At 55.0% G+C, this 24,529-nt stretch carries 13 protein-coding genes; 11 read left to right on the forward strand and 2 right to left on the reverse strand.

Features of this window, described 5'->3' with window-relative positions; genetic code table 11:
• The first annotated feature begins 258 nt into the window (after positions 1–258).
• The 3 genes from LOY28_RS03525 to LOY28_RS03535 are packed head-to-tail and all read left to right on the forward strand — an operon-like array spanning position 259 to position 6,270.
• Positions 259–1,626: a hypothetical protein gene (locus LOY28_RS03525; RefSeq protein ID WP_258613080.1), complete on the forward strand. Its 1,368-nt coding sequence runs from the start codon at positions 259–261 to the stop codon at positions 1,624–1,626.
• Positions 1,623–3,530: a hypothetical protein gene (locus tag LOY28_RS03530; protein ID WP_258613081.1), complete on the forward strand. Its 1,908-nt coding sequence runs from the start codon at positions 1,623–1,625 to the stop codon at positions 3,528–3,530. Before LOY28_RS03525 ends, LOY28_RS03530 begins: the two co-directional genes overlap by 4 nt.
• Complete coding sequence (locus LOY28_RS03535) at positions 3,517–6,270, forward strand: DEAD/DEAH box helicase family protein (protein WP_258613082.1); 2,754 nt, start codon at positions 3,517–3,519, stop codon at positions 6,268–6,270. The genes LOY28_RS03530 and LOY28_RS03535 overlap by 14 nt, the downstream gene beginning before the upstream one ends.
• A 268-nt stretch (positions 6,271–6,538) precedes the next feature.
• On the opposite strand, the gene LOY28_RS03540 is transcribed toward LOY28_RS03535, so the two are convergent.
• The gene (locus LOY28_RS03540) at positions 6,539–8,245 is read right to left on the reverse strand and encodes a LeoA/HP0731 family dynamin-like GTPase (RefSeq protein ID WP_258613083.1); all 1,707 of its coding nucleotides are present in this window, start codon (positions 8,243–8,245) and stop codon (positions 6,539–6,541) included.
• A gap of 11 nt (positions 8,246–8,256) precedes the next feature.
• On the reverse strand, positions 8,257–10,446 hold the full coding sequence (locus tag LOY28_RS03545; protein ID WP_258613084.1) for a hypothetical protein: 2,190 nt from the start codon (positions 10,444–10,446) through the stop codon (positions 8,257–8,259).
• A gap of 223 nt (positions 10,447–10,669) precedes the next feature.
• On the opposite strand from LOY28_RS03545, the gene LOY28_RS03550 reads away from it, so the two are divergent.
• From LOY28_RS03550 to LOY28_RS03585, 8 genes are all read left to right on the forward strand, one after another.
• Positions 10,670–12,151, forward strand: a complete 1,482-nt coding sequence (locus LOY28_RS03550) for a sigma-54-dependent Fis family transcriptional regulator (protein WP_258613085.1) — start codon at positions 10,670–10,672, stop codon at positions 12,149–12,151.
• Positions 12,152–12,182: 31 nt separating this feature from the next.
• Positions 12,183–15,587: a DEAD/DEAH box helicase family protein gene (locus LOY28_RS03555; RefSeq protein ID WP_258613086.1), complete on the forward strand. Its 3,405-nt coding sequence runs from the start codon at positions 12,183–12,185 to the stop codon at positions 15,585–15,587.
• Between the two features lie 2 nt (positions 15,588–15,589).
• Positions 15,590–17,719, forward strand: coding sequence for a DNA recombination protein RmuC (rmuC, locus tag LOY28_RS03560; protein ID WP_258613087.1), 2,130 nt, complete (start codon positions 15,590–15,592; stop codon positions 17,717–17,719).
• 31 nt (positions 17,720–17,750) lie between these two features.
• A complete protein-coding gene (locus LOY28_RS03565; protein ID WP_258613088.1) occupies positions 17,751–19,355 on the forward strand; it encodes a class I SAM-dependent DNA methyltransferase in 1,605 nt (534 codons plus the stop codon).
• Positions 19,352–20,488 (forward strand): restriction endonuclease subunit S, encoded by a 1,137-nt coding sequence (locus LOY28_RS03570; protein ID WP_258613089.1) that lies wholly within the window; start codon positions 19,352–19,354, stop codon positions 20,486–20,488. The genes LOY28_RS03565 and LOY28_RS03570 overlap by 4 nt, the downstream gene beginning before the upstream one ends.
• Before the next feature lie 169 nt (positions 20,489–20,657).
• On the forward strand, positions 20,658–22,379 hold the full coding sequence (locus LOY28_RS03575; RefSeq protein ID WP_258613090.1) for an AAA family ATPase: 1,722 nt from the start codon (positions 20,658–20,660) through the stop codon (positions 22,377–22,379).
• On the forward strand, positions 22,379–23,272 hold the full coding sequence (locus tag LOY28_RS03580; RefSeq protein WP_258613091.1) for a hypothetical protein: 894 nt from the start codon (positions 22,379–22,381) through the stop codon (positions 23,270–23,272). The genes LOY28_RS03575 and LOY28_RS03580 overlap by 1 nt, the downstream gene beginning before the upstream one ends.
• Before the next feature lie 258 nt (positions 23,273–23,530).
• The gene (locus LOY28_RS03585; protein ID WP_258613092.1) at positions 23,531–24,505 is read left to right on the forward strand and encodes a 5'-nucleotidase; all 975 of its coding nucleotides are present in this window, start codon (positions 23,531–23,533) and stop codon (positions 24,503–24,505) included.
• Positions 24,506–24,529: the final 24 nt, after the last annotated feature.

Here is a 24,529-nt window from a genome sequence, read left to right on the forward strand (position 1 = left end):
CAGGGCAGTTTGCCAGCGTGCTTGATAACGATGATTAGCAGAGAGCTTTAAGAAACGTACCTGTCCATTACGCCTCCCGGACAGCGGATATGTGCTTGATGTAACCTTCTTCTAACTCAAAGGTCTTGTAGGTTTTTCCCTTGGCTTCAAACAGTTGACAGTGATAGTGGCGAAATGCAATTTTCAGCCAGATTGGATCCGGCCGATTTCGAGGATGGTTATGAGTCAGGGGCAGATGGTTGTTAGAGGTGCCTGGTTGTGCTGCTGAATGCGTTTCTGACCGAGTACGACGAGAGCCTCGGCAATGAGCTGAATATCGATCCCTTGGGGCTGCAGGTAATCTGGTCAGGGTTCGGCCAGCAGATTTTTCAGAACCGGATCAGCTCAATCTCCAACGACATCCGTAACTTCACCCTGAATCTGTTCAATCACTACCTGATCAAGAGCCTGATTGACGACGACTCGGTCACGTTAGGCGCCGGGTTGAGAAGGATCTACGCCGGCAAACATGATCTCAACTTCAAGCATGCCTGCCTGGTGTACCTGGAAAATCTCTACGTCTATAGCGTCATCGCTCATCAAGACACCGCGGGCTTGGAAAGTACCGGCGTGCTGGGCATCAGTAAGGCGCGACGTCGGTGGTATGAGGCGGGGGGGAACCCTTCGCTTTCGTTCAACCATGGCAGCAAAGCGCAGGTACTGGTTCGGCAAACCCTGCTTGGCGTAAGCGGCCGTTACAAGACGCCGCTGGTGGAGATGGGTTTTTTCGATCGCCACTATCGCTACAACCTGCCCACGGCCGCACCGTTGTGGAAAAGCGCAGACGTATTGATCAGTAATACTCCGACGCTGTCCCGTCTTTATCGCCTCCTGCACTTTCACATGAGGGAACTGCTCGCAAGCAACGGCGGCGAGCCGAAGCGGAATTTTTGCGATGTGCCGGCAACGCTCACTCGGGCTCAGGTTGCCGCCTTTCCATCTTCGGCGCAGGTTGGTGCCAAGACATGCGACTTCTGGCTTTCCGTTACCGAACTGGATCAGGGCGCCCCGGGGGCATTGTACAAAGTATTGGGTGAGGGGCTCAGCAGCGCATCCGCTGCCGCCGTATTCGAGAAGGCGGTGAAGCAACCGCTGTCGCAAGATGCGCAGCAAAAGCTTGAGCACGTGCGCATGCTGGAACCGTTGCTCAGCGAGCTGGACTTGTTGTTCCACCTGATGCTGGTCGAGAAATCCCAAGCCGTGGAGAAGGTCCAGCAACGCTGGGAGGCCCTGGGCCGTAATACCGCCACCTTGATGGCCTGCGCCGCTCCCATTGAAGCTAACACCGGGATGGCTACGGTGCTGTCGGCAACCGGCCAATCACGACTGAACGGCTTGCTTAGCGTGGCGGGGCAGGGTGACGTCCCGGCCCAGATGGACGCACTGCTGAACTACCATGCGTACATCATGGAAAGCCGCGGACAGTCACCGTGGCTGACAAAGGGCAGCGGTACTCAGCTCAAGATCCATGTGCGGCCTCGGGACGAGCCGACCCTCGACGACAGGCCGCTGGGGGGGTGGGTGCATCAGTACTACATTCCCCAGTTTCGCCATTTGCTCGCCGGCTTGCACGGGGAGGCCGCATGAAGTTGCTCGATGCCTTCAAGCAGCAGTTGGAGGGGCTGGACGAAGTACACCGGGTCTGGTTGACCACTTTCAACCTGAATCTCGCTTTCGTCGAAACCTATCTGCTTCCGACAGTGCTGGGCATGGAGCCGCCACGCAATCGCATGGACTACGAAAGCTTCCAGTCGTACTTGGTGGAGAAGGGCATCGACTTCCGGGTTTTCTGCGACAAACGTATGCTGGAAGCCGATCAGTACAAGCGGACGGCCATACACGTTCACTGTGTGTCCACGCGCGCCTTCAGTGCCTACGATGGCTTTACCGAGCAGACGCTGTTTCATCCCAAGGTCATCTACCTGGAGAGCAAGTCGGGGCAGATGGTATTGGGCGCGGGCAGCGCGAACTTAACCGTTGGTGGCTGGGGGCGCAATCAGGAAGTGTTCACTTTCCAACGCGTCTGCAATAACGGCCAATACAAGCAGATCCAAAGTTTTTTCAACGTTTTGGTCGAGCCGTTCGAACTGGAGCTCAATTGGACAGCCAGGCGTTTTGCGGCCAGCAATTCCGATTGGCAGTTCGTGCACAGCTTTGACAAACAGACGTTTCTCCAGCACCTCATGGCGCAGGACCGGATCACGTCGTTGCAGGTCTGGTCACCCTACCTGGCGGCCGACCTGCCCAACTTGCTGGAGAGGCTTCAGGCTGCGTCAGGTAATCTCCGTTTGAAGGTGGCAGTGGTCGCGGACCGGCTCGAAGGCCGCTATTTCCGAACCCCTTGGAGTGAAGCACTGGCGACCTGCATCGACACTGGCGCCCTGGCTTTTCATCATAATCCTTCCTCGCGCCACCACCTAGCCGAAATGACCCACGCTAAGGCATGGCTGTGTCGCTCGCCCCAGGGGAGCCACCTGGCGATCGGCTCGTGGAATTTCACCCATGCCGGTACCAGCAGTTTCGAGCAGCGCAATATCGAGGCCGGCATCGTACTGAACTGCAAACGCAATGCAGACATGCTGGGAGAGCGCATCGATGTCACCGAGGCTGAATTTGCCAGCGAGCAGTTGTTGTCTGAGGACTGCTTGAATGTCCCGGAAGAGCTGCCATTCGACTTACAGGTGCTCTACGACTGGAAGCGCGCCTGCTTTACGGTGTCAGGCAACTGGTGGGCCGATAAGCCTTGCAATGATTATTGGCTGAAGTTGCCCGGTGTGAGCGAGCCGATAGCCCTGCAGTGGAAGGCTCGGCGCCAGGGTGGAAGGTATTGGCTGATACCGATCGAGCAGGTTACTCCGGACAACGAGGCAATGCTGGCGGATCACAGCTACAGCATTCTCCTGCAGAACCAGGCCCCGCCGGTGTATAGAGGTATTATCGTTGAAAGCGGTCAGTCTTTTCGGCGTGCGCAAGGTTTCGAGTCGCTCAAGGATCTGCTCGACAGCCTGGTCGCTGGAATCGATCCGCACAGCAATACCAACACTGTGCTGCGCCCCTGCCTGCGTACCGGTGCCGGGGCGGATGAAGACCCGCCGTTGCCTTCAGCCGCGATCGAACAGGATGCGTTGTCTTATTTCCGGCTGTTCCAGGCAATCGAACAGTTTCGCGAGCGACTGGGCGTAGTAACCGATACGGCACAACTAGAACATTGGGTTTTCGGCTACCCGGGCTGTCTACAGGAACTGGTGGCCAAGACCCGCCAGCAGCTTCAAGGCAGCGAGCCCAGCGTATTCAACTGGTTCCTCGCTCAGGAAGTCAATTCGCTTTACAACCAGGCAGTAAGGTCATACCAGGGCTTCGAGCACCGTGCGCCCGCAGAGGTGTTGTGGTCGACATTGCAGGTGGTGCCACCACGGTTGCCGCGGGAATTGCAAAAGCGTCTGGGGTATCTTCGTCGCGTCAAGAAGGAATGTGATTATGCGTCGAAGTGAGTGGGGGGGCTTGAAGCCGGAGCAGGTTGCGGACTGGATCAACTTCGATGCAACCGATAGCGAATGGCATTATGCAACTTGCGAGCGTATCTCCATGCCGGCGCGCCAGGCTGAGGGCGTTGCCGGTTTGTGGAACAAGCTGTCCATGCACAATGTGGCACTGCTGGCCGATGAAGTCGGCATGGGCAAGACGTTCCAGGCATTGGGCATCATGGCGTTACTATGGAAGCTGAAGCCCTCCGCCCGGGTGCTGGTCATGGCACCCAACCGGGACATTTGCCATCATTGGGCACGTGAGTATGCGGTCTTCCTACGCGACCACTACCGGGGCGGCGAGCATCTGATCAGCGATGGGCCTGCGCGCAGGCCGCGGCACGAGACGCAGATTCACAAAGGGCTTAAGGAGCTGGTCGAGGCGGTCGGCGAGGGCGGTGGGCAGCTCCATTTCACCACTATCCATTCGCTCAGCAACCTTGTGAGCCATGACGAGAAGGAAACGGGCGATGTCTTGTTGAAAGCCCAGCAAGCGGCTGCCAGCATTCACCGAACCCTCAAGTCATCGCTGGGAGACAAGGGGTTCGATCTGGTTGTCGTGGATGAAGCCCACTATTTTCGCAACGCCGATGGAGAGTCGCAGCGCGCCAAGGCAGCGCGGAAATTCTTCGGAGAAAAGGGCGATCGGCTCGGGCAGAAAGTCTTACTGCTCACCGCGACGCCCAGCCATTCCTCGCCCAGGGATATAGCGTCCATTCTCGGGTATTTCATCGACACACCGGCGGACGGTCAGCAACCCGACCCAGATGAGCTTCTCGCCAAATATGCATTGCGGCGTTTGCGTCTGATGCAAGGCGCGCAGGGCTATCGCAATAAATACAACTATCGCCATGAAAAATCGTTACCGGCAAGCTTCCATGGCAATCCCGAAGCCGAGATGTTCTTCGCGCTGTACCAGAAAAAACTGGTGCAACAACAAGGGCAGAATGGCAATGGGCGCAGGTTCTTGTACGGCTACCTTGAGGGTTTCGAATCCATTGGCACCCAGCTGGATGTCGATGTCATCGATGCTGCTCAGGCGCAACAGGACCACTCTACGCAGGCGTTTACCGGCGCCCCGGATACGAGGATTCTTACTCATCTGACCCAGCTGCACCGTGAGTATTTCCACAGTCATCCCGAGCATCCCAAGTACGACACGCTGATGCTCGAGTGTCAGCCTGAAAATGTTTTTGACACGCGCACAGCCTTGCACGACCACAAGCACCTGGTGTTTGTGCGGCGGATCGCTTCGGTCCGGGAAATTACCCAGCGCATGAATGCCGCCAGTGACCAGATGCTGGCGCGACGAATCGTCCAGGCCTGGCAGCCGGAAGATCAGGAGTGGTTGTTGGAGCGGTGGCGGAAGGCAGGTTGGTCGCGCAGGTTTTTCAACCAGTATGTCAGCCAGCAGGCGTCTGTAGATCTGGGCGATCAGGATTTTCTTGATGATGAGGAGCAAACAGAAGTTGCCGATGCCCAGGGCGGCGATGAAAAGCTGGCCTCACATATTGCTGATCTGTTTGTGGTCAAGAAACACCTGAAGGACCGCAGTACGGACTGCTCGAATTTCAGCTTGCGCTTGCGCAAGCCTGAGAGCCTGTTTTCTTTGTTGTTGGAGCCGGCAAGTGACTACCGCCAGGACCCATATGCCGGGTATGACCGTAAACGTGTTGGTGAGCGTGATCGAGACGACTATGGAGCGGCGGCACTGCGGGCGCGTCTAGCTTTACACGGGGGGAGCGCGGGCAGCAGTGGATCGGCGGAGGGGACTGGCTGCACACAGATCGAATACGACCAGCCAATGCCGTGCTTGTGGGGCCTGATGTATGAAGGGCTACCCAAAGCTACGCGCCAGCGGCTGGATACCTGGCTGGACTCCGGGCCGCGAGGCCGAGGTATCGCCGAGAATTTCGGCAATTATGTGAAAACCGGCTTTCTGTTCGCCAGCCCGGTTATCATCGAGCTCTATAGTTGGTTCACGGAGTTTCGTCACGTCACTCAGCGCGGCGATGCTCAAAGTCGTTACCTTGCCTTTGTCGATTGGCTGAAACCGCGCCTTCCCGACTCGCTGATCCGACAGTACTTCATCGCGGCCCTGGATTCCTTCGAGCAAATCTGTGAAAAAATTACCGACCATGCGCTGGTAGACTGGCGAAAGGATTGGCGCGTTCTTACCAGCCTGCAAAGCCCCGCCTGGTATGCCAGTGGCCAGTCAGGCAACCGGCAGCGGCTGATTCTTGGCTTCAATAGTCCTTTTTATCCCAATGTGCTGGTGGCCACCTCGGTATTCCAGGAAGGGGTAAATCTGCATCTTCAGTGCAGCAAGGTGCACCACTACGGGATCGCCTGGACCCCGGGTGACAACGAGCAGCGAGTAGGGCGTGTGGACAGGTTGTTCGGTCAGGTGAACCGGCAGTTGCAAGAGCAGGGAGAAACTGAGCTGGTGATCCACTATCCCTACCTCACGCGTTCGTTCGACCAGGAGCAACTAGCCTCTTTCGTATTGCTCAAGCATGCGGTCGAGACACGTATGGATGCCTGCCGCCATACGTCGTTCAACGACGAGATCGACCTGCGTAATGTGACGGATGACTGGGAACAGTACCTGCGGAAACCGGTTGAGGGCATGCACACCGATGATCCGTTTCCCGCGTGTTTTGAAGATAGGTTTGTTCCCAAAAAAGCCTATGTTCCGCGTGTTTGATTTTTCGCGGTAATCCTCTCGCCGCAGAACTTCTGCTCTTTACCGTTGAGACCGTCCAGCGGCCCATCGCCAGCAGCTTTACCTACTTGTAGGTCGGGCCACGCGATACTTGGGCTGTGGCCTGAAGCTTTGCCGGCAATACCGGCTACCACATGGATATCGCAAGACGCCTCTCGCGAGGCTGCACCTTGCATGCGTTTGCCCAGTGACCCGCATCGATACGATCTTGCAGGTCACTGAACTGATGGATAGGCCGATTATCGTAATTTTACCCTTCGATTCGTTTGAACTCGGCCTCAATCAATTCCCCGTTGTGGCGCCATTCCTGGAACTGCTCACGCAACTGGTTTTGAGTCTGGATAGCGTTTTGAACATCCGCTGCATTGGTCTGCAGCGATGCATAGTCGGGGAAGAACTGTTGCTCGAAGCTCTGATCGTTGATCATGGCCAGCAACTCTTCACGCTGTGTGTTGAAGTTGTCCACCATCTCGGCGATGGCCAGCCTAAACTGATCTTCGCGTTTCTTGCGTTCATAACTATCCCAGGCTTCCAGAACCAAGCCTGCAACTGACAAGATTCCGTTGAGGTTCTTGGCTAGGTTCACGGCCCCCCAAGGCTTGAACTTCAGTACTTTGCCCAGATCCACGCCGAGAGTCTTGGCCACACTGACAATACCGTCGCGGGCCGCCAGGATGCTGCCGTTGTTGATCAAATTGCCTTTGACCACATAGTTCACGCCTTGCTTGCCCAGATTGATCACGGTGCTGTTGAAGTGATCGATCTCTGAGTCGAAGCTCAGGCGCATGCGGCTGAGCTCCTGGCTGACACTGTTGAGCTGACGATCAAATTCGTTCTGCAGGCGTGTAGTTACCATGATGCCGTCGCGCCCTATCTCGCGCTCGAAGAACTCTCTGAAGGTTTCCTGCGTCAAGCCTTCTGAGCGCATGATCAGGCCGGCGAAGTAACGCGAGACAAACTCGCGCAGGCCAACCCGCACCTCGGCGATTTGGCCCTTGGCGCCGTCCAGCTGGCGGCTGAGTGTGCGGTTGACCCCCGTTAGGCGCTCCACTTCATCACCAAGGCGCTGGTCGTTCGCCACCGCCACCGGCAACTCCTTGTGTAGTACATCAAGGATGACGCTCTTGCGTGCCTGCTCGACAATCTTCGCAGGGCCTCCGCTGGACTGGATTTTGCCTGCTGTTGCCAGTTGCAGGTTGGCGATATGCGACAGTGCTTTGAACTTGTTCAAGCGCTCGAGCCAGTAGTCGGTCCCCATGTCGAACGGGTTTGCCGCCACCGCAACAACGCTCAGTGCTGCCACCTCCGCATTGCTGGCGCCTATGGACTCGCGCAGTCGACTTTCGACGTTGCTGCGCTTGACCTGCAAGTGCTGCACATAGCTGGCTTCGTCTTCGACATCCGCTACTTCGTCGAAGCGGCTCAAGACGAATACGGTGCGTGGTAGTAGGTCGAGGGTGCGGAACAACCAGTTTAAGTCATCTTTGTGGCTGTCCTTGACCGGGTTGGTCGAGTTCATCACATAGAGCACAAGGTGTGCTTCGCTGACGTATTTGCGTGTGATGTCCTTGTACTTCTCCATGGCATCGATGTCGGCGTTGTATTGCTCTTTGAAGCCAAACAGCCCGGGGGTGTCGATCAGTACGAAGTTGTTGTCTACGTCGTAGATTTTTACCTCGTTCGACGACTCTTGCTGACTGATGTTCATGCTGGACTTGTCCAGGCGCTCCATCCAGGCTGCGACGATGGATGTTTTGCCTTCAGAGAAGCCGCCAATCAAGGCAATTTTGAGCTTGTCATTGGCCAGATTCTGGCTGGAGTGGGCGAGCTTGCTCAGCAGAGTAGGGTCGATGTTGACGCCCAGTGCCGCACCTTGCTTGAGGAATGCCAGCAATTTGTCCAGCAGGGCCAGCGCCTTGTTGTTTTGATTCTGAAAGAGTTCAAGGGTCGAATTCATGCTGCAGTTCCTTATGCTTTGAGGTCGCTGGCGAGTTTCTTCAGGCCAAGATGGGCCGCGTCGAGCTTCTGACTGATGTGCCGTGCTTGCAGGGCGGGTTGCTTCAAGGCGGTGCGGATCTGTTCGATTTTCTCTTCCAGCGGCGGCAACGATTCCGCCAAAGTGTTCTGGAAGCCCTCGCGGATGGCATCGCATGCGTTATCGAGGTTGTCGTCGGTCGCTTTGCGTTGTTGGCCTTTTTTGTAGTCGCTGTCAAAGAAGCCCCATACCGACTTGGCGAAGCCGATCAGTAGTGTAGCTACACCGATGGTCATAAGCACCCAGCCGACTGGGTTCCAGAACAACGCTACGCCGCCGACCAGGCTGGCTAACAGGCCTACCACATTGATGCCGTTATCGATGTTCACATTGAGGTTGAAATCACTCGCCAGACGAGCTTTGCCTATTTGTGAGTAGCCATTGATCAAGTCTTTGGCATGCGCTTCGAAACGCTGGACGATGTCGCTGACCTGGTTCTGGAATTGCTCAACCTGCGTATGTAGCGCTGCTGGCAGTTTCTCTTGCAGGGTGGCTTGCTCGCTCTCGAACACCCGTTCGAGGGCAGCTTTGAACTCATCATTGCTCAAGTCATGTTCAATACGGCCATACACGCGCTTGCGCACGGCTTCTTCGAACTCGCCGATAGCCCGTTCACCCACATTGCTCAAGCGGCTGTTGAGGGACTTGAATGCAATCTGTAACTGATCGCAGGCGTCCTCTGCTTCCTCGTTGAGCTTTTTGGCCAATGGAGAGAATTGCGAGACCTGAATCGTTTTGATCTCCTTGCAAACGTCAGTTACCGCGAGCTGAACCTTGTTCATGTTCGAACGACGGATTTTCGCCTTTACATCCGTAACCAGATCACGGGTTAGGTGACGGTAGAACTGCTTGATGCCGGACTTTTCCAGCAACTCATCTGACGACATGGTGTCGAGGAATTTCTTGCGGCTGGACGCTGCCGTGGAGCGGGGGACTAGGCATTCGGCAGCCGCATAAAATGCTGGCAGAGCACAAAGGGTCATGCTGCGTCGGTAATGCTCGCTGAGCTGTTTGCGCATGACCTGGTCTAGGTCATCCAGGCTAGCCTGCTCGTCGGTGCTGATCAGGGTTGGCTTTTGCAGGGCCATCGGGTTGGTGATGCGCTTGTTGTAAAGCGTCCACACTTCCGTCTGGGCATCCAGCTGAGCCTTGATTTTTTCTAGTGTTCCAGGGCGGCCAGTATCACCTGTCTGTGGAGGTGCAGCTTTGGGCGTGACGTAGAACACGGCGTGGGCACACTGGACTGCTTTATTGATCTGCTCGCTGACCTTACTCTCGTCACCCTCGATGCCGGGTACATCGAGCAATTGGAACTGCTGCCCCTCTGACTTGAAGGTATATGCCTGGGTTTCACGCGTGAAGTCGGCACGGCCATCACCGATGATGCCGCCGTCTTCGAAGGCAGCCAGTTGCTTCAAATTCTCGATAGCCGTTGCATGACGCTGGCGGTTTTCGCTGAGTTGGCTCTGCAGAAGCTCACTCTGCTCGCGCAACTTTGTCAGTTCGGTTTCTCGCTGCACGGGCAGTACCGAGGCGCCGGAGAGCAACTGCGCAAGGGCGATTTCCTCGGGAAGTTTTCGTAGCAGGTTGAGAATACGTTGGATCAGGTCAGCATTGCGTTTCTGCTCTTCGATACGCACGCGGAGGGTATCTTCCTGCAACTGTTGCTCGACCTGGCGCTGGTCGTGGCGACCATCAGCGGCGACTATTTCAGCTTCAATTTGGGCCAGACGAGTGCCCAACGATTCGACTTCGCTTTCCAGTGCCTGCAGCGCGGCTTCACTCAGGCCCGACTGCTGTTGTAAAGCTAGGAAGCGTTGACGCTGTTCTTGCTTGGTGTTTTCCCTGAGAAGAATCCGCAAGGTTTCGATCAACGTCGACTTGCCAGCGTTGGTTTCGCCATAAAAGGCAACTGTGAAAGTTTTGTGTTCGGCGTTTTCCTTAAGCTCGATGATGGCTTTGGTCAGTGCCTGCTCAATCTCTTTGAGCCTGCTCTGCGCTTCTGCCTGAGCCGAGACAAGGCCGGGATCATCGGCGCTGCAGGCCAACGCGTTGAGCAAGGTGCTGACGTGCTCGATGAGTTTAAGGTAGAGACCTTCGGAGAGGTCTTCAGCTGCAGTCATGGTGTCTTCCTATCTGACCTTATGTGCTCTGATCGTCGACGCGAGCTAGTGATTGTCCAAAGTGCATGAGAAGGTTAAGAACAGATCGATGAATGCCATTTCACTGTTTCGCTAGCCTGTGGGACATCGAATACCTTGGGCAATCGTAAGGGCATTCAGCATGTCAGGTGATCTGGCAAACTGCTAGTATTTGCCGGGAGATTTAGCCAGGGGAACAGGGAAAGTGTCGAATAAGCAGCGTGCCTTGATTTGCTGGGCGGGCGGCAACGATCTGAAAGCTGTAAACGGTGGCGAGATCGGACCGATCATGTCGACGTTAATGGCGGAAAAGTTTGATCGAGTTGATCTGCTTTGTTCGTATCCACCGGATCGTGTTGAGCCCTATCTTGCGTGGCTCCGCAAGCGTGTTGATCTTCCCGTCCAGGCATACCACGAGACTTTGAGCTCTCCAGTTCATTTTGGAGACATCTATCAGTCCGCGAGCAAGCATTTGCAGCGTTTGTCTGCTGCTCGCATGGATCTGTCAATTTTGCTCAGTCCAGGCACACCTGCCATGCAGGCAGTGTGGATACTGCTGGGCAAAACCAGCTATCCCGCCACCTTTTACCAATCCTCGCTTGAGCAAGGTGTGCAGCAGGTAGATGTGCCGTTTGAAATCGCGGCCGAGTACTTGCCTGCCGCCAGCGGCATGACGAGTAATAAGCTGCTGCGACTGGCAGACCACGATGCCCCAGGCAACGCGGCGTTCGATAGCATTGTCACCCAAAGTGCGCGTATGTCGATGCTCAAGGCACAAGCGAATGTGCTGGCGCAAAAGCAGGTTCCAGTCTTGATCTACGGTGAAACCGGTACAGGTAAGGAGCTATTTGCCAGAGCTATCCACAATGCTGGCCCTCGTTCCGCTGCCCCCTTCATCGCCGTTAACTGCGGAGCAATAGTCCCAGAACTCATCGATGCTACCTTGTTTGGTCATCGCAAAGGGGCGTTCACTGGCGCGGTCGAGAGTCGAGACGGCGTGTTCCAGCAGGCCCACGGTGGCACATTGTTCTTGGACGAGTTCGGTGAGCTGAAGCCAGATGTGCAGGTTCGGCTGTTACGGGTGCTGCAGAGCGGGACCTTTGTTCCGGTTGGCGCAAGCCAAGAGCAGAAGGTGGATGTGCGATTGATTACGGCGACTCATCGAAACCTCATGCAGGAAGTGGCGCATGGGCGATTCCGTGAGGATCTGTTCTACCGGATAGCCGTTGGAGTTATTCACTTGCCACCGCTGCGAGAGCGTGAAGGAGATCTGTTCCTGTTGGCCGACACGCTGCTTGCCAGTTTGGCCGAGCAAGACTCCTCGATGGCAGGTAAGAAAATTTCCGCTGAAGCAAAGAAACTTATCTTGAGCCACCCTTGGCGTGGCAACGTTCGCGAGCTGCAATCTGTGCTGCTTCGTGCCGCCTTGTGGAGTCAGGGCGATGTCATTGACGGGGCGGATATCGACCAAGCGCTGTTCCAGTTTCCTCAGGAACATGTGGACATTTGTTCTCTGGATTTTTCTCAAGGTGTTGATTTACAAGGGATAATTTCAGAACTTGCCAGTGGCTACCTGCGCAAGGCGCTGGCGCTGACGGGCCGTAACAAGACGCGAGCCGCCAGTTTGCTGGGCTTGAAAAGCCAGCAGACATTGAGCAACTGGATGGAAAAGTACGACGTCGAATAAACATTGGCATGGTCTTCGCTATAAGACCGACATGGATAAGATCGCTTATATGAAATCAGTCAATTTCGAATTCCTCCGGTCTGGCAACGAGTTGCTGGCAAATCTCGCTGGTTTGGCGGAGGCCGTACTTCACGTCGACCCGGGCAGTGCGCTCACGCGACTTCGTAGCTTTGCCGAAGAGATGACCAAGGCCATCTACAAGCATGAAACACTGCCCCGTGTGCCGCAGGCCACCTTTTACGAGCTAGTTAAGGATCCGGTCTTTGTCGACTGTGTAAGCAAGCCGCTGGTTTACCAGCTCAATTTCCTGCGAATTCAGGGGAACGACACCGCGCATGGAGGCGAAGGCGATCTGCGTAATGCGCAACAGGCCCTGAAGACGGCTTACCAACTGGCCATGTATATGGCCATGAAATATCAGGGCACCGCTCAGGCGGACATTCCTGAGTTTGCTGAGGTGCAGGATCCGACGGCGACTTTGGCCACGTTGCAAAAGACCGTTGCCACCTATCAAAAAGAGCTGAATCAGCAGCAGGAAGAGCTCCAGCGCGTGATGGACAAGCTGGAGCAAGAGCGGACCCGTAACATCGACAAGCTGGAGCGCCCAGCAGATGCCGAGCTGCACGTGCGTCAGCAGCAGAGCCAGCAGGTTGCCGACAGCCTGCAATGGGACGAGGCGAAGACGCGGGCTTTGCTCATTGACGCCATGTTGCTTCAGGCTGGCTGGGACATCAGTAACCCTGAACAGGTCGGCCGCGAGGTGGAGGTCGACTTCCCAGGTAATACCTCCGGGAAGGGACGTGCCGATTACGTGCTTTGGGGTGACGACGGTCAGCCGTTGGCGGTAATCGAAGCCAAGCGGTCTGGCAACGTCAGCCTGCAGGCTGGGCGTGAGCAGGCACGCATGTATGCCGACGGATTCGTGAGCATGGGAATGCAGCGCCCGGTAATCTTCTACAGTAACGGCTACGAAACTTTCGTCTGGGACGACAAGCAGTACAACACCTATCGCCCGGTTTATGGTCTCTACAGCAAGAGCAGCCTCGAATACTTGGCCTACCAGCGCCAGTACCGTATTGCCGAACTTGAACAGCACAACCCTGATTTGAAAATTGCCGATCGCCCCTACCAGATTGAGGCAATCAAGACTGTTGCTGCGCAATTTCAGAAGCAACGTCGCAAGGCTTTGATCATTCAAGCCACCGGTACAGGCAAAACTCGTGTTGCCATTGCCCTTGCTGAACTGCTGCTACGCACCAGCTGGGCTAAGCGTGTGCTGTTTCTCTGTGACCGAAAGGAGCTGCGAGTTCAGGCTGACGATGCCTTCAAGCAAAATCTGCCCAGCGAGCCGCGCTGCGTTATCGGCGAAACCAACAAAGTGGATCAGACCGCGCGCATCTACATCGCTACCTACCCTGGGATGATGAATCGCTTTGCCCAGCTCGATGTAGGTTTTTTCGATCTGATCATCGCCGACGAGAGTCACCGCAGTATTTACAACAAGTACCGCGATCTATTCGACTACTTTGATGCTCTCCAAGTTGGCCTCACCGCTACGCCGGTGAAGTTCATCAGCCGTAACACCTTCGACATCTTCGACTGCGAAACCACCGACCCCACCTTCGAGTTCGGGCTGGACGCAGCCATCAACAACGATCCACCTTATCTGGTACCGTTTCGCGTCAAGGATTTAACCACCGATTTTCTGCGTGATGGCATCCATTACAGGGATCTGAGTGACGAGCAGAAGCGCCAGCTAGAAGAGGACCTTGGCGAAGAGGAAGCCAAGCGCACTACCGTTGCAGGCAAGGATATTGGCCGCAAGATTTTCAGTGAGGATACGGATCGAATCATCCTGGAAAATCTGATCAACAACGGCATCAAGGATGAAACTGGCTCACTGGTTGGTAAGACCATCGTATTCGCCCAGCGGCAGGACCATGCTGATCACCTGGAGAAGCTCTTCTGTAAGCTCTATCCGCAATATGGCGCTAAGGTCTGCAAGGTCATCCACAACGGCATTGCACATGTCGACACACTCATCAAGGAATTCAAGAAACCGGACAACGACTTCCGAATTGCCATCTCGGTGGACATGTTGGACACCGGTATCGACGTGCCAGAAGTGGTCAATCTCGTGTTCGCCAAACCGGTAAAGTCTTGGGTCAAGTTTTGGCAGATGATTGGTCGCGGTACACGTCTGCGGCCCAACCTGTTCGGCCGTGGCAAGGACAAGGAAGAGTTCCTGATCTTCGATCACTACGGAAACTTCGACTTCTTCGAGCAGGAGTATCAGGAGCCGGAAGACACAGGCGGAAAGTCCCTACTGCAGACTACCTTCGAGGCTCGCTTTGAACTGGCCCAGGCTGCGCTCAGGCTCAACCATGCTGCGGCTTTTGATACCGCCATTGAGTTGATGCGCGCGGATATCAATGATTTGCCAGAGGCCAGTGTGGCGGTAAGGCGTGAGTTGCGCAACGTCCACCAATTGCAGCAGAGCGATCTGCTGAAGCGTTTCGACGGTAAGACCCAGCACCTGCTCAGTGACACCATTGCGCCGCTGATGGCTGCTCGGGTGTTGAGTGACAAGCACGCCACTGCGTTGGACAAGCTTGTTGCCGGTATTCAGCGTTGCCTGGTGGAGCAGGCCAGTTGCTTCGAGGACGGAAAAATTGTGCTGCTGGCCGAGCTGGATAAGCTGGCTGTGAACATCCAAGCCGTGCGCCAGAAAGATACGATCCTTGCCGAGGTACGCAGTGCCTATTTTTGGCAGCAGCCGAGCATCGACAAGCTGGAAAACGCCCGTAAGGAGCTGCGCGGCATTATGAAATATCGGCAGACGGGAAGCTCAGCAAGCTACGGAACCGCGATTACCAAGGCCAAGGACGACAACGTACTAGCTGAAGAGCGTCGGGTTTACATCACTGGCGCCAATGAGGCAATGCTTTATCGTCGTCGACTCAAGGGCATTCTTGACGGCATGCTCGCAGCTAACCCAATTTTGCAGAAAATTCATAAAGGTGAGCCGATTGCCGAGGCGGACCTGAAGACCCTGACCTCGACCATTCTGACCAGCCATCCGGGTGTAAGTCTGGATGTATTGAATGAGTTCTATGGCCGTACTGCAGCACAGCTGCACGTGACTGTGCGCGAGATCATCGGTCTGGATTCTCAGGCTATTGAAGAGCACTTCAAGAGCTTCCTGCACGCCCATCCAACCCTGACAGCTCAGCAGGTGCAATTCATGAACCTGTTGAAGAACTACATCGCCCAACACGGCAGCATCGTGATCGAAACACTCTACGACGCACCGTTCAACCGCATTTGGCATGACGGAATCGACGGTGTGTTCAAGCCGACAGATGTTGATCAATTGGTTGCGGTGCTTGAACCATTTCTTCGCGAGACAATTTCTCCGCCTGGCCCTCAGGAGTGACTATGCAAGCCAGCCAATGGACGACGGATATCATTGTTTTAACCGCAGTGCTCGCACTAGGCTCGGCGCTGCTGGGTTACTTCGCTGCGGCGTTGCGCCAGGGCAAGCAAGCCGGCCAATTGGCAGCCCAGCTTGAACAGGCTCTTCAGGCCCAAGCATCTGCAATCGCTGACCAGGCTTCTTTGGCGGAGCAGCTTAAATCAGCACAGACAAGTAGCAATGAGTTGCAAGTTGCAGAAAGCGGACTGAGCGCGCGTTTGCAGTCAACCATCGAAAACATGGAGCGACTACGCGCAGAGCAACAGGAGAACAAGGACGTCTCTGCTACGTTGCAGTTGAAGCTGGAGGATGCGAGTCGGCAGCATTATGAAACCGCCAAGCGCCTGGAAACCGCGCAAGCTGAAAGGCGGGCGCTACTGGAACAGGTCACCGATCTGCGTGACCGTCTAGCTGCTGCGCAAACATCGATGCACTCGCTAAATGGCGAGCGCGATGCTCTCAAGGCCGAGTTGGCTAACGTGGATGCCAGCGCCAAGGTGGCAGCAACGGGCGAGCGGGAGGCGCGTGAGCTGCTCGCCGAGCTCCGGCAGAAATTGGCCGATCAGGTTCAGCAATACAACGAACTGCTGGGGCGATATCAGCCGCTTAGTAATCAACATGCGGAGCTCAATACATCCCTGCAAAAGCGAGAGGAGCTGGTAGCTGAACTACGTGATCGCTTAGGCCAGACTCAGGCTACCAATGAACAGCTGCACGCAGATCGAGACCGCCTCAAGGATGAGCTTGCCATTGAGGGCAAGCGAGCCCAGTCTTTGGAAACCTCTGAGCGTGATGTGCGTGAGCAGTTAAGCGAAGCAAAGTTGGCATTGACTGAGCGAGCGCAGGCTAACAATGCGCTTCAGGAGCGTCTTAGTGCGTTGTCCTCCGAGTATACCGAGCTCAAGACCACACTGCAGAAGCGTGAAGAGCACTTCCAGGAGCAGATGCTTCAGCTCGCCGATACGCGCAAGTCGTTGACCCAAGAGTTTGAAAACCTGGCCAATAAAATCTTCGAGGAGAAGGGCAAGACCTTCACCCAGACGAGCCAGACTAGTATCGATGGCATGCTCAAGCCGTTCCGCGATCAGATCGAAGGGTTCCAAAAGCGCATCAATGATGTTCACGATGCGTCTCTGCAAGGCAACACCAGCCTCAATGCAGAGATTAAGAAGGTGCTGGATATTGGTTTGAAGATGAGCAAGGAAGCCAACAACCTGACTTCGGCGCTCAAAGGCGACTCCCAGCAACGTGGCGCCTGGGGTGAAGCACAACTGCGACGCACACTGGAGATGAGCGGACTGATTGAGGAGGCGCACTATGAGGTACAGAGTGCGTTCAAGGATGCCGAGGGTAAGAGCAAGCAGACCGACTACTTGATCAAAATCCCGGACGGCAAGCACATCATCATTGACAGTAAGGTTTCGCTGGTCGCCTATGATCGTGCGGTCTCGGCCAGCACGCCGGAAGAATACCAGCTAGCGATGGTCGAGCACGTGAAGTCTGTGCGCAGGCACATTGATGATCTGGCCTCGAAGGATTACACCAACCTGGTCGGTATGCGCAGCCCCGGTTTCGTGCTGATGTTTATGCCCATCGAGCCAGCCTATATCGAGGCCCTGAAGCACAACAAGGATCTGTTCGAGTACGGCTACAAGAAGGGCATCGTACTGGTTTCACACACCACGCTGATTCCCATTCTGCGTACCGTCTCCAATCTGTGGATGATCGAACGAAGCAACGCAGAAGCCCGTGAAATCAGCGAGAAGGCCGGCGAGATCTACAACCAGGTTTGCATTGTCGCTGAGCGACTCAGCAAACTTGGCGGTACCCTAAACACTGTCAGCAACCACTACAATGACACCGTTAAGGCCCTGGCTGGCAAGCAAGGCCTTTATGGCAAGGTTGAACGCTTCAACAAGCTGTCGGCCAAGGTCAGCAAAACACTGCCGCAGCTTGACCCTACCCATATGGACTTCGAAGGTGATCGACTGTCGCTCATCGTTGAAGCTATTGAGGAAGCTCCTGCGTCAAACGAGTCTCTGCTCGCCGGCGCATACGATCCTTTTGCTGGCGAAGTGACCGCGCAGCAATAACCCCGAATTCTGATCAAGAGAAGTATTTGAAATGCTTACCGGCAAAATCCGCAACGATATCGACAAGCTCTGGGAAAAGTTCTGGACTGGCGGTATCACCAACCCGCTGACCGTGATTGAGCAGATCAGCTACCTGATGTTCGCCCGCATGCTCGACATGCAGGAAGACGTGGCCGAGCGCAAGGCCAATCGTACAGGCAAGTCCTTCGATCGCCTGTTCCCCAATACGCCGGAAGGCCAGCTGCTGCGTTGGAAGAATTTCTATCACAAGAGCGGCAAGGAGTTGCACGCCCACATCAAACAGAACGTCTACCCGTATTTCGCCAAGCTGGGTAAGCAGTCAGATGCGGCAGAGGGCCTGGGTGAGGAAGGCAGCGCCCTGGAAGGCCTAGGTCATATCGGTGAGTATATGCAGGACGCCGACCTTGAGATCAAGAACGAGTCGGTGCTGGCATCTGCAGTGGAGATGGTCAATGCGCTGCCGCTGACCCAGAGCGACGTAAAAGGCGATATCTACGAATACCTGCTGAGCAAGCTCACCACCGCCGGCATCAACGGCCAGTTCCGCACGCCGCGCCATATTATCGACGCGATGATCGAGCTGATCGCCCCGCAGCCCACCGATGTGATCTGCGACCCGTCCTGCGGCACCGCCGGCTTCCTCGCCCGCAGTATGGAATACCTCAACCGCGTGTACTCCAGCGCAGACGGCACCTTCAGCGATGAAGACGGCAACCTGCATTACTCCGGCGACCTGCTTGAACCCTACCGCCAGCACATCAACAGCGAGATGTTCTGGGGCTTCGACTTCGACACCACCATGCTGCGTGTCTCCAGCATGAACATGATGCTCCACGGCGTGAACGGCGCGAACATTCGCTATCAGGACTCGCTGAGCAAATCCATCAAGGAGCACTACCCGCGTCAGGAGCAGGACTTCTTCGACGTGGTGCTGGCCAACCCGCCGTTCAAAGGCAGCTTGGACGAAACCAACACCAACCCCGACGTGCTCGGCATGGTGAAAACCAAAAAGACCGAGCTGCTGTTCGTTGCCCATATCCTCCGCTCGCTCAAGCTCGGTGGCCGCGCCGCCGTGATTGTGCCGGACGGCGTGCTGTTCGGCTCATCCAAGGCCCACCAGCAACTGCGTCAGGAGCTGCTCGACAACAACCAGCTTGAAGGCATTGTCAGCTTGCCCAGCGGTGTGTTCAAACCCTACGCCGGCGTCAGCACTGCCATCCTGATTTTCACCAAGGGCGGCACCACCGAGTGCGTGTGGTTCTACGACCTGAAGGCTGACGGCTACTCGCTGGATGACAAGCGCACCGAGCTGAGGGGCGACGGCAGCAACGACCTGCCCGATGCCATTGCCCAATGGCACAAATACCGGCAGATGGTCGAGAGCAATATCAGCGCCAGCACCATCAACATCCTGTTTGGCGACAAGCGCAAAAAGGCTTTTGTCGTCCAGGCCAAGGATATCGCTGCCAACAAGTACGACCTCTCCATCAACCGCTACAAGGAAGTGGAGTACCAGCAGGAGCAGTACGAAGACCCGAAGGTGATACTGCAGCGGCTAAAAGGGCTGGAGCAGGAAATTCTGGCGGATCTGGATAAGCTGGAGGGGATGCTGTGAGTTGGCCTATGGTGAAGCTTGGAAAGGTCTGCAAGCTGGTAAATGGCGATAGAGGAACGAACTACCCTTCCAAAGACAGTATTTTGTCGAGTGGTATACCGTTCATAAATGCTGGAAACCTTACGGAAGGTCACTCGATAGTTTGTTCTGGGGCAAATTTTATTTCAGAAGAAAGATACGACTTGTTGAGCAATGGAAAGGTTCAGTATGGGGATATACTGTTCTGTCTTCGAGGATCCCTTGGGAAATTTGCCGTAGTTGACTCATCTGTCCCTAAAGGAGCTATAGCTTCTTCGCTCGTAATTATTAGGCCGGATAAATCAATCTGTGAGGATTATTTAAAAAACTACTTGCGAAGCACGTTGTGTGCTCGTGAGATATCCCGCTTTGGAAATGGTGCAGCCCAGCCAAACCTGTCAGCTAAGGATTTAAGGGAATTTGAAATCCCCCTCCCACCCCTGCCCGAACAAAAGCGCATCGCCGCCATCCTCGACAAGGCCGACGCCATCCGCCGCAAACGCCAGCAAGCCATCCAGCTCGTCGACGACTTCCTCCACGCCGTGTTTCTGGACATGTTCGGCGACCCGGTGACCAACCCAAAAGGCTGGGAGGTCAAGCCTTTGGGGCATCTGGTCGTCAATAAGGATGGAAAAAGAGTACCTATAAAGGCTTCAGATCGTACTGATATGGCAGGGGAGTATCCTTATTACGGTGCGAGCGGCGTAATTGACTATGTGAATGATTTTATTTTTGAGGGGCAGCATCTTCTTATCGGTGAGGATGGTGCAAATCTTCTGGCAAGATCCACGCCTATCGCTTTTATTGCTGATGGTCGGTACTGGGTTAATAATCACGCTCATGTGCTGGGTGTAAAGAATGGGTTCTCGTTAGACTACCTCGCGTTTTCGATAAATATGCGGGGGCTTGAGTCTTTTGTGAGTGGTAGCGCTCAGCCAAAGTTGAATCAAGAAAATCTTAATAAAATTCCGATTCAAGTGCCGCCTTTGGGCTTGGTAGATAAATTTTCAGCTGTTCTGAAAAAACACCAGGCATATATGGGGAAAATGAGTATCGCAGAGTCTGAGGACCTGTTTAGTTCGCTGAGCCAAAGGGCCTTTTCAGGGCAGTTATAGGTAAGAAAATTTCAATGCGCCTAGACAATCTGTCCGAGGTGCTGGTGCTGGTGCTGGCCGCGGCTGTTTGGGCGCCATCAGGCTGCTGGCCAAAAGCGGCCTAAACATCAATCGACGTCATTCACCGGCCACCAGACGGCCTTGTGGGCATCACTAGAGCAGATAAGCCATGCGCATAACGGAAATATCCCTGACCAACTTTCGCTCCTTTCAGGCCACCCAATCTATCCCGCTGGCACCTGTGACGTTCCTGCTTGGGCCGAACAGCGTGGGCAAAAGTTCGGTGCTAATGGCACTGTTCTATGTACAGCAGATGCTGGAGAAGGGGCAATGCGACCCCCAACGCATTGATGCCTTGGGTGAAAAGCACGTAGGCGGGTTTAAGAGACTTGTCAACAATCGGGATATAACAAAGCGAATGGTCATCAAGTTGACCCTCGATAAATCCGACTCAATTGGTTCTAGTTACAACCAGATCGTGGATCTGGTAGGGGACGATTTTGCGCTGCCCGTCGATAGCTCCACGGCCGACGCCGAGCGGTTGGCCGTGGAATTTCATATCGCTTGGTCAAAGGCCGAAGATACTGCTTATGTGGCTTGCTACAAGGTGTGGCTGGATGACAGCCTGATTGCCGAGCTTGCTAGTGATGCTGGCCTTAAACAACCCGTTATTACTTGGCTCAACTATCGACATCCGGCTTTGTTGGCGGAGGCTGATCAGGACAACTACGAGGACGCGGCCTTTGTCAGCCTCCTCCATGAGTTGCTTAATGCCAATCGCAGGACGGAAAAAGTTTCCAGAATGGGTGTAGGGCAAAGCGCTGAGGTTTCCTTCGAGCATGCGGTCATTGGCTTCAAGGGTTTTGCGGGAGCGTTGCCCATACTGGGCAAGCGGCTTGAGACGGTGATCGATACGGATAAAACGATTCTCACTGCGCGTCTGCACGAAATTTTGTCGGATGTGGTGGTTGCCCCCTTGGACAATGTGCTGGCCTTGCTGAACCAGAGCTTATGCATTGGCCCGTTGCGCCTAATCCCCGACGCCTTGCATCAGTCCAATCCCTACCCACAGCAAAAAGACTGGTATTCAGGTGCCGCTGCCTGGGATGTAACGGCACGGCTGAGTGCTGCCAACATGGCAGAGATGAATCACTGGCTGAATAAGCCAGGCACCTTGAGTCTCGGATACTCCCTGCGTTCGAAAGCCGTGGTCAGTCAGGTCATTTACTCGGGAGGCAGCGATACGCTCAGTGAGTTGAGGGCATTTGTTGATACATTAGGGGATGAGCTTTTCCTAACTGTCACCGATGCTGAGGCAGACGGTAATCCACAGCCCGAGGAGCGCTCTGTTGACCTTGGTGTGCTGAAGAAAACTCTGGAGTCAGTTGCGAAGCCTGCTGAAGCTAAAGCTCGAAAGTTGGTTGGTAAGGAACACTACAACAAATGGGTGCTGTGGGATGACTTCAACAACATTGAAGTGGCCTTTTCGGAGGTGGGCGTCGGGATCTCACAGCTGTTCCCGCTTGTGGTCGCAGCGGTGCAATCCAGACAGGGCATCATCGCCTGCGAGCAGCCAGAGCTGCATGTCCACCCGAGGATTCAGGTTGGTATCGGCGATTTGCTGACGCAAGCCAGGGACAAAGGCACTTTCCTGATCGAAACCCACAGCGAGCATCTCATCCTGCGGATCTTGCGCCGAATCCGTGAAACCTCAGAAGGTGAGTTACCGGGGGGGTTGCAACCCGTTTCTCCGGCCGATGTCTCAATCGTCTATATGGAGCCAGGAGAAGCAGGCGTCAGAACCCGGCGTATCGAAATTGATAGCTCTGGCGAGTTCACCACCCGTTGGCCCAATGGCTTCTTCGCTGAGCGTGGAGAGGAACTGTTCTGATGCACACCATATTCGCCATAGAACCGGATGCCGTCAATAATTGGAAAGATCTGCGCTATGCCTTGGAGAAGTTCGGCTATAGCAAGGGGCTGCTAATTGCGCGCTATCCGAAAAGCTGGATGAAGATGGTAATGGACGCTTGCCAGTCAAATGGGGTCGGCGATATTGAGTTGGCGCGAGTTGAGGAAAAATTGCGAATAGTCAAGGATGATCGCCTTGTGCGGATGGGGCTGCCCTACGAGGGGGCTAATTGGCTGGAGAGTGTCAAGGCTGAATCTGTTTTAAATCAGCTATCTGCGGTATTGATAAAAGGTCAGCCTACTTCAGATAAGCTTCATAGCATTGATGATGCTCACGAAAATCTTTTTGAAGATCGACGGGAAGTTCATGTTAAGCGTAATGCGAATGCGCTAGCAGAGGCGGCTAAGTATGTACTTACAGCCTCGGATCAAATCGTGCTTGTGGATCCCTATTTTCAGTCTAGGCGCAAATGTACAAAAGTTCTTGATTCTATGCTCCGTATTTGCGAGGTAAATGGAGCAGTACCGAGTCAGGTGATTGTATTTTCAGATTACGGTACTGATTCCCGCAGCTCGGCTGTGGTAAGGCTGGAGTATGAGGGGCTGCTTAACACATGGATCGAGCACGGCGTCAGATTCACCGTTTGCCGGGTGGCAGGCGATCAGTTGGATCAAGACTTTCATGCACGCTACCTATTTAATCAAAAGGCAGGCCTGCGATTTGATCGAGGTTTTGTTGAGCCCGAACCTCATGGTGAGCGAGAGCATGACACTGACGTGATTTGCATAGATACGGCAGTTGTCAATGAACTATCTTCTCGCTTCATTGAGAAACGGGAGTGCTTGAAGATTATTGATGAGATCACGTTTTGAGGCGCAGAGGCTTGGCGGTCTTGTGCTGGGGCAGGAAATGCATCGCCAGGTAAGGTGTTGTGTCTCTCAAGCCATCGCCGACGTTGAAAAAGCCCAGCTCGCGGAGCAGCCTCCGACCGAGGGTGACGTAAGTAAATATTTAGCGCGGGGGGCTTTCTGTAACCTATGTGGTTATGTTCATCGACTCTTGGGACGTACCCCAAAAGGTTTCTACTCCGCTAGCACTGGGCGGTTCGGAGAGGCATAGAGGTTGGCTAAATGGCGTTTGATTTAAGTAACACCTTGGTCGTCGGCATCTCCGCCACTGCTCTGTTCGACATGAGCGAGTCCGACCAGATGTTCAAGGCCGCACTGGAGGCTAACCCGGAAAGCGTGATCGACAACTATCGCCGCTACATGCAGGAACATGAGGACGAGCCGTTAGCGCCAGGTACCGGTTACCATTTGGTGAAGGCGCTGCTCGCGCTCAACCGGCATATGCAAAGTGAAGACCAGTCTCCGCTGGTCGAAGTGGTGGTGATGTCGCGCAACAGTCCGGATACCGGGATCCGCGTGCTCAAGACCATTCGCCGCGACCAGTTGGCGATCACCCGTTCGGCGTTTACCGGCGGCGAGTCGGTGGCCGATTACATGGATGCCTTCGATGTAGATCTGTTCCTGACCACCAACGTGGAGGATGCGCAAAAAGTTATCGACTCCAGGCAATGCGCTGCAGCGATCCTCAAGGCGCCGCCAGCCAACGCTCCACAAATCCCCGAAGGCCAGGTGCGCATCGCCTTCGACGGTGACGCCGTGCTGTTCTCCGACGCCAGCGAGCTGGTCTACAAAACCCAGGGCCTGGATGCCTTTCAGGCTCAGGAAGATGCGCTGCAACACACGCCTATGGAAGAGGGACCCTATGCTAGCCTCCTGATAAAGCTGGCCATGTTGCAGGAGCGTCTGCCCACCGGCGGTAAGGATTCACCAATTAGAATCGCCATCGTTACCGCACGGAACTCTCCGTCGGAGATGCGCGTAATCAACACCCTACGCGCCTGGGGCGTGTATGTCGACGAAGCCTTCTTCCTCGGTGGCGTTGGCAAACCCAAAGTGCTCCGAGCCTTCAACCCGCACATCTTCTTCGATGATCAGGATGTGCACTTGGAAGCAGCTGCCAATTTGGTTCCATCTGGCAAAGTGCCGTATCTGACCAAGTCGGGCCTGGCAGGCCTGCTACCTGCTTCGGCTGACTAGGTTCGTCTATACGCATGCAAAGGA

The organism is Pseudomonas sp. B21-017, from assembly GCF_024749245.1.
Classification (GTDB): Bacteria; Pseudomonadota; Gammaproteobacteria; order Pseudomonadales; family Pseudomonadaceae; genus Aquipseudomonas.